Origin of the sequence: Streptomyces sp. NPDC002825 (genome assembly GCF_040295385.1) — a bacterium.
In the GTDB taxonomy this organism is placed as follows: domain Bacteria; phylum Actinomycetota; class Actinomycetes; order Streptomycetales; family Streptomycetaceae; genus Streptomyces.
In genome coordinates, this window is sequence record NZ_JBEOVH010000007.1 from 138,427 (window position 1) to 148,931 (window position 10,505).

Sequence of the window (10,505 nt, forward strand, 5' to 3'; positions counted from 1 at the left end):
GACCCCGCTGCCTGCTACCCGGGCCCTGACGTGCCACACTCGGCATCATGCGCGTCTATATCGGTTCCGACCACGCCGGCTTTGAACTAAAGAACCACCTCGTCGAGTGGCTCAAGGCCCACGGCCACGAGCCCGTCGACTGCGGTCCCCACATCTACGACGCCCTCGACGACTACCCGCCGTTCTGCCTGCGTGCCGCCGAGAAGACGGCCGCGGACCCGGACAGCCTGGGCATCGTCATCGGCGGCTCCGGCAACGGCGAGCAGATCGCCGCGAACAAGGTGAAGGGGGTGCGCGCCGCCCTCGCCTGGAGCGAGCAGACCGCCGCCCTCGGCCGCGAGCACAACAACGCCAACGTGATCTCCGTCGGTGGCCGGATGCACACCCAGGAAGAGGCGACCAAGTTCGTCGAGATCTTCCTGAACACCCCGTACTCCGGTGACGAGCGTCACACCCGCCGGATCGACATGCTGTCGAAGTACGAGACCACCGGTGAGCTCCCGCCGATCCCCGCGCACCACCCGCAGGAGCCGACCGCCTGATGCCCGAGGGGCACACCATCCACCGGCTGGCCGCCGACCACCGCGAAAGGTTCGGCGGCCGGCCCGTGCGCGTCTCCAGCCCGCAGGGCAAGTTCGCCGACTCGGCGGCCCTGCTCGACGGGACCGTCCTGGAGACGACGGAGGCCCACGGCAAGCACCTCTTCCTGGGCTTCCCCGGCGAGGAGTGGATCCACATCCACCTGGGTCTCTTCGGCAAGGTGAACTTCGGCGACGCCCCGGCGCCGCCGCCCGCGGACACGGTCCGGCTGCGGCTCGCCGACGCCGAGGGGTACGTCGACCTGCGCGGCCCCACCACCTGCGCCCTGATCACGGACGCCGAGAAGCGGGCGATACACGACCGCCTCGGCCCGGACCCGCTCCGCGAGGACGACGACCCGGCGCGGGCCTGGCACCGCATCTCGAAGTCCCGCACGACGATCGCCGCGCTCCTCATGGACCAGAAGGTCGTCGCGGGCGTCGGAAACGTCTACCGCGCCGAGGTCCTCTTCCGGCACGGCATCGACCCGTACCGCGCGGGCAGGGACCTCACGGCGGGGGAGTGGACGGCGGTCTGGGAGGACCTGGCGACGCTGATGCGGGAGGGCGTCCGCCTGAACCGCATCGACACGGTCCGCCCCGAACACACCCCGGAGGCCATGGGCCGCCCGCCCCGGGTGGACGACCACGGCGGCGAGGTCTACGTCTACCGCCGGGCGAACATGCCGTGCCACATCTGTGGCGGGGAGATCCGCACGGCGGACCTCGCCAACCGCAACCTCTTCTGGTGCCCCGGCTGCCAGCAGCGCTGACCTGTTGTGGGCGTACGTTCCGCAGGGGCGGAACGGGTGGGCAACACCCCGAGGGCGGCGCCCGGCCCGTTGCCGCCCCGCCCCTAGAACCCGTGCGGCAGCCACGGCGCGACAGGCGAGCCGAAGGCCACCGAGGCCTCGACCAACGCGCCCCCGCGCAGCTCCCGCACCCGCCCGGCCGCGGCCAACGACACCAACGAGGTCCCGCCCAGGTACGCCGCCCCCAACTCCCGTACGGACAGCGCGAGATCGGGCGCGTCCCCGGTGCGCACGCAGGTCGCCCCCTTCCCGTCCCCCGTCAACCGCCACCGCCCCTCGTTCCAGGGGCAGAACGCGTCCGCGACCTCGAACACCACATCCACCGGCGCCTGGTACGTCCGCGCCTCCAGCGCCGCGCCCACCTCCACGAGCCGCACGAACAGCCCCTCCCGCAGCGTCGGCTCGCAGCGCCGCACCTCCGTCACCAGGTGCTGCCAGGCGTCGTCCACCGGCCGGCTGTGGACCTTCACCTTCGTGGTCAGGTCCACCGAACACAGGTAGCGCCACAGCGCCGCCTCCGCGACCGGGTCGAGCCCGGCCAGCTGGTGCACCGAGACGGAACCGTCGGCACCGGCGAAGGACCAGTCCGGCTTGATCGCGTAGTGCGCGTACCCGACGACCTCACCGCCCCGCTCGGCCAGCACGCACAGCCGCGGCGAGGCACCTCCCCGGTCGCCCGGCGGGTCGAGCAGCGCCTGCCGCTCCCAGCCCGGCCGCCGCGCCAGCATCCCGGGCCGCCCGGGGACCAGCTCCGCGTACACCGCCTCGGTCGCCTCCAGCGCCTCCTCCGGGGTCGTCACCCGCAGCCGCACGCCGTCCACGCCCTCCGGCACGGTCAGCCGCACCCGGGTCCTGTCGATGGTCGCGTGCGCCGTGTAGGTCGCCGCGCCGTAGCCGAAGCGGCCGTAGATCTCCGCCTCGGAGGCCGTCAGGACCGCCAGCGGCTCGCCCCAGCTCCGTACGTCGTCCAGCTGCCGCCGCATCATCGAGGTCAGGATCCCGCGCCGCCGATGCGTTCCGGCCACGCTCACCATCGTCACCCCGGCCGCCGGGACCGACGCCCCGCCCGGCACCGTCAGCCGGAACGTGAACGCCCCCGCCGTACCGACGCACAGGTCGCTGTCCCACGCGCCGATGGAACGGTCGAACTCGGTCAGACCGCGATACAGCTCCCGCTCCTCCGGCGACTCGGCCACACCGCCGAACGCGAGCTCCAGCACCCCGTACCAGCGGTCCCACTCCGACGGGTCGAGAACCCGCAGTTCAGTCGTCATATGCCATCGATATCAGCGGCGCGCGCCCGGGGCGACCCGATTTCACGCACATTGTCACCTGGGGTACCCCTGCACGATGTCCGACGGGATGGATAGGGTCCAGGCCAATGGGACAGCGTGCCGGAGTGAACACCTACGCGGCCCGGACACGCAGGCGCGTGCGCCGGGCCCGCGTCGCGCTGCGCAGATCCGCCGTCGACTACTTCCGCGGCGACGGCGCCGACTGGCTCGCCTTCGCAGGACTCCTCCTGATGATCCCCGCCATCGCGGTCGGGACCCTGCTCAACCCCGTCTGGTGCGCACCCGCCGCGCTCGTCCTGCCCATCGTGGCCGGCGGCCTGCTGCTGCGCCCCGCCAGCCTGCTCGGCCTGTACGCGGCGGCCGCGGGCGCGCTCATCGTCGAGTCCGTCGTCCTCGGCCCGTACACCCAGGGTCCGGCGAGGGTCACCCCCGGCACCGTCCTGGTCGTCGCCGCCTGCGGGCTCTTCGGGCTGCTCATCGCCCAGTTCAGGGCCCGGGTCGGCGTGCCCTGGCGGCGCGGCGGCACCATGCTCTTCGACCTGCGCGAGCGCATCCGCGTCCAGAGCGCGCTGCCCCGGCTCCCGCAGGGCTGGCACCGCGAGATGGCACTGCGCCCGGCCGGCGGCCAGTCCTTCTCGGGCGACTTCGTCGTCGCCGCCCGCACCCACGGCGGCCGGACCCTGGAGGTCGTCCTCACCGACGTCTCCGGCAAGGGCATGGACGCGGCCTCCCGCTCCCTGCTGCTCTCCGGCGCCTTCGGCGGCCTCCTCGGCTCGCTCCCGCCGCACGGCTTCCTGCCGGCGGCGAACGGCTACCTCCTCCGCCAGAACTGGGACGAGGGCTTCGCCACCTCGATCCATCTCGTCCTCGACCTGGAGTCCGGCGACTACGAGCTCTTCTCCGCCGGCCACCTGCCCGCCCTCCAGCTGCACGCGGGCAGCGGCCGCTGGGAGGAGAAGGCCGCCGACGGACCCCTCCTCGGCGTCTACGACGGGGCGGAGTTCCACCCGGTCAAGGGCTCGCTGCGCCCCGGCGGCGTCCTGATGCTCTTCACCGACGGTCTGGTGGAGGCCGCCGACCGGGACATCGCCGAGGGCATCGACCGCCTCACCGGCGAGGCCGACCGCTGCGTCGCCGAGGGCTTCGAGGGCGTCGCCTGGCACCTGATCGAGGCCGTCGCCAAGGACGTCAACGACGACCGGGCGCTTCTCCTTCTTTCGCGTCCTTCCTGAACGCCCAGGCCAGCTCCGGCTCCGTCACCGGCTTCATGATCCGGTGCACCACCGGGGTGCACAGCAGCGTCATCACGGCGAGCGTCGTCACGGCGAGGAAGACCCGGCCGCCCGGCGTGGCAAGGAACGGGTACTGGTCGAAGAAGCCCGAGTACTGCCCGCCCCGGATGAGGAACCCGTGCAGCAGATAGCCGCAGATGGTCCCGGAGCCGAGGACGGTGAACCAGCGCTTCCGGGCGGGGACCAGGGCGAGGAAGGCCGCCGTGAGGATCAGCGTGCAGACGAACAGGGCGCCGACCCGGATGAGCCCGGGCCACCAGGCCACGCCCATCTCCTGGGCGCTCACGGTCCGGTAGAACCAGGTCATGTGGATGCTGGCGGTCGCCCAGTACGTGAAGGGCAGGGCGCCGGCGAAGACCAGCGCGGCCGCGATCCGCACCGGCCGCCGCCGCAGGAACAGGAAGTGCTCCGGCCGCATCCGCAGCCCGATCACGAAGAACGGCAGGAACTGCAGCACCCGCTGCATGCCGATGACGCCGTCCAGGCCGGGCGTGATCGCCGCCAGCGCCCCGATCGCGATGGACACGGGCACGGGCCGACGGATGACCGACCAGAAGGGGGCGGTCACCCGCCAGACGAACAGCGCGATCAGGAACCACATCAGGTACGAGGGGTGGAGCAGGCTGTAGGGCCGCTCGGGCTGCGCTCCCCAGCGGATCAGCAGCGTGTACGCGACCTCGAAGACGAGGTACGGCACGACGACCCCGGTGAGCAGGCGCCGGAGCTGGTCGGGCCTTCCGGTGTAGCTCCGCGAGAGGTGGCCGGATATGAGGACGAAGGCCGGCATGTGGAAGGCGTACACCAGCATGTACAGGGTTCTGGTCGTCCGGCTGCCCTCCACCACCACGGGGAGCACGTGCCCCACGGCCACGAGCAGGATGGCGAGGTACTTCGCGTTGTCGAAGTACGGGTCACGCCGGCGCCCGACTCTGGGGGCGGGCGCGCTGCGGAGGGGGGTGGCGGTGATTCCTGGGTGGGTGGTGGACGACATTGCCGAGACGCTAGCTGTGAGCCAGCTGTCCGAAAAGCATGTGGAACAAAGGGGGCAAGAAGGGGTAAACCGCCTCGAAAGGGGATGGTGGGCTGCGGTGCAAAACCCTCAAAACACCGCAATCGGCCCCTGGTTGTACGGGTGTGGCAATCCTCTCCCTTTCCGGTGCCCGCGGCCGACGATTCGTCACCCTGCAGCGGGGGCAGGGGGGTTGGTGGCACGATGGAGACAGCGGGGGGTGTTCCGAGACAGGGGCTCCCTGGTGGGCAAGGTGGGACCGACCGAGGGTGTGATCAGTTGTGGCCATTTCACTGTCTGTGGTGTTGCTGTTGGCAATCATCCTGGTGGTGCTGATCCGAGGGGGAAACCTCAAGGGCGGCCCGGCCGTGGTCGCGGTCCTCTTCGGCTTCTTCCTCGCCTCCACCGGCATGGCCGACGACATCCAGCGCTTCCTGGACTCGATAACCCAGACCGTGGGGTCCATAAAGTTCTGACCATGCGGTTCGGGCCCGGCTCCTCGACGAGGAACCGGGCCCGAACCGTATGAAAGAGCGGGTGACGGGAATCGAACCCGCGTAGCTAGTTTGGAAGACTAGTGCTCTACCATTGAGCTACACCCGCACAGCATCGCGCCGCAGGTCACGAGGACCGCGGCACGAGGAGCATGGTAGCCGGTCAGGGGCCTTCCGCGCACACCCGTAAAACAGGGGGCGCCGCACAGTCCCCGTCCATGTACCCTACGTGTCGCACCGACGGGGTGTGGCGCAGCTTGGTAGCGCGTCCGCTTTGGGAGCGGAAGGCCGTGGGTTCAAATCCCGCCACCCCGACCATGACGATCACGCGCTGACCACGCGCGTTCTTGATCACGTTGTGGGCGTCATCCCGCTTGCGGTTACTATGCAAGCTGCGTGCCCGTGTGTCTTTCTGACCGGGCCGACCCGCCGGAACCGCCACACGCGGCCCCGGCGGATTCCAGGAATCAGCCACAAGGAGACCGAACCGTGAAGAGCGCCGTGGAGACCCTGAACCCGACCCGGGTTCGGCTCACTGTCGAGGTGCCCTTCGAGGAGCTCAAGGACAGCCTCGACGCGGCGTACAAGAAGATCAACCAGCAGGTCACGGTCAAGGGCTTCCGTAAGGGCAAGATCCCTGCTCGCGTGATCGACCAGCGGTTCGGCCGCGGCGCCGTGCTGGAGGAGGCCGTCAACGACGCGCTCCCGAAGTTCTACACCGAGGCCGTCAACGAGGCCGAGGTCAACCCGCTCGGCCAGCCCGAGGTCGACATCACCGAGCTGAAGGACGGCGAGCTGCTGGCCTTCACCGCCGAGGTCGACGTCCGCCCGACGATCGAGATCCCGGACTACTCCGGCATCGAGGTCACCGTGGACGCCGTCGAGGTCACCGACGAGGACGTCGAGAAGTCCGTGGAGCAGCTCCGCGAGCGCTTCGCCTCGACCTCCCCGGTCGAGCGCGCCGCCCAGGACGGCGACGTCGTCACCATCGACCTCGAGGCCAAGGTCGACGGCGAGGTCCTGCCCGACGGTGTCGCCTCGGACGTCTCGTACACCATCGGCTCCGGCGAGCTCCTCGACGGCATCGACGAGGCCGTCAAGGGCCTCGAGGCCGGCGGCGAGGCCACCTTCACCTCGCAGCTGAAGGGCGGCTCCGCCGAGGGCAAGGACGCGGAGGTCACCGTCAAGGTCACCACCGTCGCCGCCCGTGAGCTCCCCGAGCTCGACGACGAGTTCGCCCAGATGGCGTCGGAGTTCGACACCCTCGACGAGCTCAAGGCCGACAGCCGCAAGCGCCTCGAGAACATGAAGCAGTTCGACCAGGCCACCCAGGCCCAGGAGCGCGTCCTCGACGAGCTCCTCAAGCTGGTCGAGGTCCCGATGCCCGAGAAGCTTCTCGAGGACGAGATCAACACCCGCAAGCACAACCTGGAGCACCACCAGCTCGGCCAGATGGGCCTCGACCTCGCGAAGTACCTGGAGATCCAGGGCAAGACCGAGGAGGAGTTCCTGGCCGAGACCAAGGAGCAGGCCGAGAAGGGCATCAAGACGCAGTTCATCCTCGATGAGCTCGTCAACAAGGAGAAGCTCGACGTCTCCCGCGAGGAGCTCACCGAGCACCTGTTCCGCCGTGCCGCCTCCTCCGGCATGAGCCCCGACCAGTTCGCCCAGGCCGTGGCCCAGCAGGGCCAGGTCCCGATGCTCGTCGGCGAGGTCGCCCGCGGCAAGGCCCTCGCGGTCGTCGTCGAGGCCGCCACGGTCAAGGACACCAACGGCGAGGTCGTCGACCTCTCCGACGACGAGGACGAGGTCGTCGAGGCCGCCGCCGAGGCCGTCGAGGCCGTCACCGGCGAGGCCGAGGTCTCCGAGGACAAGTAAGGGCCCCCGCCCCCGGCGGACCCTGCTCCACGGGCCCGTGCGCACTCCTGTGCGTACGGGCCCGTGGACGTACCGGGACCCCCTTACACGTCCCCAACTACCTTGCGCTCCCAGCGAACAGTTCGGGAACCGGGATGGCGTTGTCCGACCTGCGCGTTAGGGTCCATGAATACGAGGGCACTGCCCTCAGAACAAGACGCTGAGACGGCCCGGGGCCGTCGGAGACGAGCAGGTGGATACGTGACGAATCTGAAGCCTTACGCCGCGGGTGAGCCGTCCATCGGTGGCGGCCTCGGCGACCATGTCTACAACCGGCTGCTCGGCGAGCGGATCATCTTCCTCGGCCAGCAGGTCGACGACGACATCGCCAACAAGATCACCGCGCAGATGCTCCTCCTGGCCGCCGAGCCGGAGAAGGACATCTACCTGTACATCAACAGCCCCGGCGGCTCGGTGACGGCCGGCATGGCGGTCTACGACACCATGCAGTTCATCCCGAACGACGTCGTCACCATCGGTATGGGCATGGCGGCCTCCATGGGCCAGTTCCTGCTCACCGCCGGCACGCCCGGCAAGCGCTTCGCGCTGCCGAACACCGACATCCTGATGCACCAGGGCTCCGCCGGCATCGGCGGCACCGCCTCCGACATCAAGATCCAGGCCGAGTACCTCCTGCGCACCAAGAAGCGCATGGCCGAGATCACCGCGCACCACTCCGGCCAGACCGTCGAGACGATCATCCGCGACGGCGACCGCGACCGCTGGTTCACGGCGGAGGAGGCCAAGGAGTACGGCCTCATCGACGACATCATCACGCACGCCGCGGGTGTTCCGGGCGGCGGCGGCACGGGCGCCTGAGCGCCGGCAGCCCGCCGAAGAGCCCCCAGCCCCCTCTGAACGCCACCAGGACGGTGAACACCCAGATGCAGAACAACCTCTCCCCGAGCGGCCTCTACACCGGCGCGCCGATGGACAACCGCTACGTCGTGCCGCGCTTCGTCGAGCGCACCTCGCAGGGCGTCCGCGAGTACGACCCGTACGCGAAGCTGTTCGAGGAGCGCGTGATCTTCCTCGGCGTGCAGATCGACGACGCCTCCGCCAACGACGTCATGGCGCAGCTGCTGTGCCTGGAGTCGATGGACCCGGACCGCGACATCTCGATCTACATCAACAGCCCGGGCGGCTCCTTCACCGCGCTCACGGCCATCTACGACACGATGCAGTTCGTGAAGCCCGACATCCAGACGGTCTGCATGGGCCAGGCGGCCTCCGCCGCGGCCGTGCTGCTCGCCGCCGGCACCCCCGGCAAGCGGATGGCCCTGCCGAACGCCCGCGTGCTGATCCACCAGCCCTCCGGCGGCACCGGCCGTGAGCAGCTCTCCGACCTGGAGATCGCGGCCAACGAGATCCTGCGCATGCGCAGCCAGCTCGAGGAGATGCTGGCCAAGCACTCCTCGACGCCGATCGAGAAGATCCGCGACGACATCGAGCGCGACAAGATCCTGACGGCCGAGGACGCCCTGGCGTACGGCCTGATCGACCAGATCGTCTCGACCCGCAAGAGCACGGCCTCCGCCGAGCGCTGACGCCCGACCTTCCCTCGGCACGGTCCGCAGGGCCCGCGAAGCCCCTGTGGCCGAATCGCGACCATGTGAACCGTGCCAAGGGGGGCCCGAACGGGGGGCCCGGCAAGGTACCGTCGAATATGAGGCACCAGGAGTCGCTGAACCAAGCGCTCCCAGGCGAAGGGGAAGCACCTCGTGGCACGCATCGGTGATGGCGGCGACCTGCTCAAGTGCTCGTTCTGCGGAAAGAGCCAGAAGCAGGTGAAGAAGCTCATCGCGGGACCCGGTGTGTACATCTGCGACGAGTGCATCGACCTCTGCAACGAGATCATCGAGGAAGAACTCGCGGAGACGAGCGAGGTGCGGTGGGAGGAACTCCCCAAGCCCCGCGAGATCTACGAGTTCCTCGAGGGGTACGTCGTCGGGCAGGAGCCCGCGAAGAAGGCCCTCTCGGTCGCGGTGTACAACCACTACAAGCGCGTCCAGGCCGGCGAGAACGGCGGCGCGCAGGGCCGTGACGACGCCATCGAACTGGCGAAGTCCAACATTCTGCTGCTGGGGCCGACAGGTTCGGGAAAGACGCTCCTGGCCCAGACCCTGGCCCGCATGCTCAACGTCCCGTTCGCCATCGCCGACGCGACGGCGCTGACGGAGGCCGGCTATGTCGGCGAGGACGTCGAGAACATCCTGCTCAAGCTGATCCAGGCCGCGGACTACGACGTCAAGAAGGCCGAGACCGGGATCATCTACATCGACGAGATCGACAAGGTCGCCCGTAAGAGCGAAAACCCGTCGATCACGCGTGACGTGAGCGGTGAGGGCGTGCAGCAGGCCCTCCTGAAGATCCTGGAAGGCACGACGGCCTCGGTGCCCCCGCAGGGCGGACGGAAGCACCCGCACCAGGAGTTCATCCAGATCGACACGACGAACGTGCTCTTCATCGTGGGCGGCGCCTTCGCCGGCCTGGAGAAGATCATCGAGTCGCGGGCGGGCGCCAAGGGCATCGGCTTCGGGGCGACCATCCGCTCCAAGCGCGAGATCGAGGCGAGCGACCAGTTCCAGGAGGTCATGCCGGAGGACCTGGTGAAGTTCGGGATGATCCCCGAGTTCATCGGCCGTCTCCCCGTGCTGACCTCCGTCCACAACCTGGACCGCGAGGCGCTCCTCCAGATCCTGGTCGAGCCGCGCAACGCGCTGGTGAAGCAGTACCAGCGCCTCTTCGAACTCGACGGCGTGGAGCTGGACTTCGACCGCCCGGCCCTGGAGGCCATCGCCGACCAGGCGATCCTCCGCGGCACCGGCGCGCGCGGTCTGCGCGCCATCATGGAGGAGGTCCTCCAGTCGGTCATGTACGAGGTCCCGTCCCGCAAGGACGTGGCCCGCGTGGTCATCACGGCCGACGTCGTCCGCAACAACGTCAACCCGACGCTGGTCCCGCGGATCGTGAAGAACGACGGCAGGCACGAGAAGTCGGCCTGAGCCGTACGGACATGGGAGGGGCGCCCCGCCGGCCGGCGGGGCGGGCCCGACGCCGGTGGGGGGCGGGGGTCTTGGCGTGGGGGGGGGGGGGGTGGGGGGAATT

At 69.6% G+C, this 10,505-nt stretch carries 10 protein-coding genes and 2 tRNA genes; 9 read left to right on the forward strand and 3 right to left on the reverse strand.

Annotated elements, in window-relative coordinates; all coding sequences use genetic code 11:
- Positions 1-47 precede the first annotated feature (47 nt).
- Both ABT041_RS12170 and ABT041_RS12175 read left to right on the forward strand, forming a co-directional pair.
- Positions 48-542 carry a ribose-5-phosphate isomerase gene (locus tag ABT041_RS12170; protein ID WP_041129238.1) on the forward strand — a complete coding sequence of 165 codons (495 nt, stop codon included), beginning with the start codon at positions 48-50 and terminating at the stop codon, positions 540-542.
- Entirely contained in the window at positions 542-1,351 is an 810-nt protein-coding gene (locus tag ABT041_RS12175; RefSeq protein WP_351182960.1) for an Fpg/Nei family DNA glycosylase, read from the forward strand. Before ABT041_RS12170 ends, ABT041_RS12175 begins: the two co-directional genes overlap by 1 nt.
- Positions 1,352-1,434: 83 nt before the next feature.
- On the opposite strand, the gene ABT041_RS12180 is transcribed toward ABT041_RS12175, so the two are convergent.
- The gene (locus tag ABT041_RS12180) at positions 1,435-2,664 is read right to left on the reverse strand and encodes a GNAT family N-acetyltransferase (RefSeq protein WP_351182962.1); all 1,230 of its coding nucleotides are present in this window, start codon (positions 2,662-2,664) and stop codon (positions 1,435-1,437) included.
- Positions 2,665-2,771: 107 nt separating this feature from the next.
- Here ABT041_RS12180 and ABT041_RS12185 point away from each other — a divergent pair, with 107 nt between their 5' ends.
- Positions 2,772-3,917, forward strand: a complete 1,146-nt coding sequence (locus ABT041_RS12185; protein ID WP_351182964.1) for a PP2C family protein-serine/threonine phosphatase — start codon at positions 2,772-2,774, stop codon at positions 3,915-3,917.
- Here the strand turns inward: ABT041_RS12185 and ABT041_RS12190 are convergent.
- Positions 3,874-4,968 carry an acyltransferase family protein gene (locus ABT041_RS12190; RefSeq protein WP_351182966.1) on the reverse strand — a complete coding sequence of 365 codons (1,095 nt, stop codon included), beginning with the start codon at positions 4,966-4,968 and terminating at the stop codon, positions 3,874-3,876. The two genes, ABT041_RS12185 and ABT041_RS12190, sit on opposite strands and share 44 nt — an antisense overlap.
- 299 nt (positions 4,969-5,267) lie before the next feature.
- On the opposite strand from ABT041_RS12190, the gene ABT041_RS12195 reads away from it, so the two are divergent.
- Positions 5,268-5,462 carry a hypothetical protein gene (locus ABT041_RS12195; protein ID WP_030684996.1) on the forward strand — a complete coding sequence of 65 codons (195 nt, stop codon included), beginning with the start codon at positions 5,268-5,270 and terminating at the stop codon, positions 5,460-5,462.
- Positions 5,463-5,518: 56 nt separating this feature from the next.
- Here the strand turns inward: ABT041_RS12195 and ABT041_RS12200 are convergent.
- Positions 5,519-5,589, reverse strand: a tRNA-Gly gene (locus ABT041_RS12200).
- Positions 5,590-5,721: 132 nt separating this feature from the next.
- Between ABT041_RS12200 and ABT041_RS12205 the strand changes: the two genes are divergently transcribed.
- The 5 genes from ABT041_RS12205 to clpX all read left to right on the forward strand — a co-directional run bounded on the left by ABT041_RS12205 (position 5,722) and on the right by clpX (position 10,402).
- Positions 5,722-5,798 (forward strand) — tRNA-Pro (locus ABT041_RS12205).
- A gap of 171 nt (positions 5,799-5,969) precedes the next feature.
- A complete protein-coding gene (gene tig / locus ABT041_RS12210) occupies positions 5,970-7,358 on the forward strand; it encodes a trigger factor (RefSeq protein WP_351182969.1) in 1,389 nt (462 codons plus the stop codon).
- A 240-nt stretch (positions 7,359-7,598) separates the two neighbouring features.
- Entirely contained in the window at positions 7,599-8,216 is a 618-nt protein-coding gene (locus ABT041_RS12215; RefSeq protein WP_351182970.1) for an ATP-dependent Clp protease proteolytic subunit, read from the forward strand.
- Positions 8,217-8,281: 65 nt separating this feature from the next.
- The gene (locus tag ABT041_RS12220; protein ID WP_030684990.1) at positions 8,282-8,944 is read left to right on the forward strand and encodes an ATP-dependent Clp protease proteolytic subunit; all 663 of its coding nucleotides are present in this window, start codon (positions 8,282-8,284) and stop codon (positions 8,942-8,944) included.
- Between the two features lie 174 nt (positions 8,945-9,118).
- Complete coding sequence (gene clpX, locus ABT041_RS12225; RefSeq protein ID WP_015033605.1) at positions 9,119-10,402, forward strand: ATP-dependent Clp protease ATP-binding subunit ClpX; 1,284 nt, start codon at positions 9,119-9,121, stop codon at positions 10,400-10,402.
- The last annotated feature ends 103 nt before the right edge of the window (positions 10,403-10,505 follow it).

Coding starts and splice junctions, on each gene's coding strand:
- ABT041_RS12170 (WP_041129238.1), top strand. CDS start 48: ATGCGCGTCTATATCGGTTCCGACCACGCCGGCTTTGAACTAAAGAAC.
- ABT041_RS12190 (WP_351182966.1), bottom strand. CDS start 4,968: ATGTCGTCCACCACCCACCCAGGAATCACCGCCACCCCCCTCCGCAGC.
- ABT041_RS12180 (WP_351182962.1), bottom strand. CDS start 2,664: ATGACGACTGAACTGCGGGTTCTCGACCCGTCGGAGTGGGACCGCTGG.
- ABT041_RS12220 (WP_030684990.1), top strand. CDS start 8,282: ATGCAGAACAACCTCTCCCCGAGCGGCCTCTACACCGGCGCGCCGATG.
- ABT041_RS12185 (WP_351182964.1), top strand. CDS start 2,772: ATGGGACAGCGTGCCGGAGTGAACACCTACGCGGCCCGGACACGCAGG.
- ABT041_RS12175 (WP_351182960.1), top strand. CDS start 542: ATGCCCGAGGGGCACACCATCCACCGGCTGGCCGCCGACCACCGCGAA.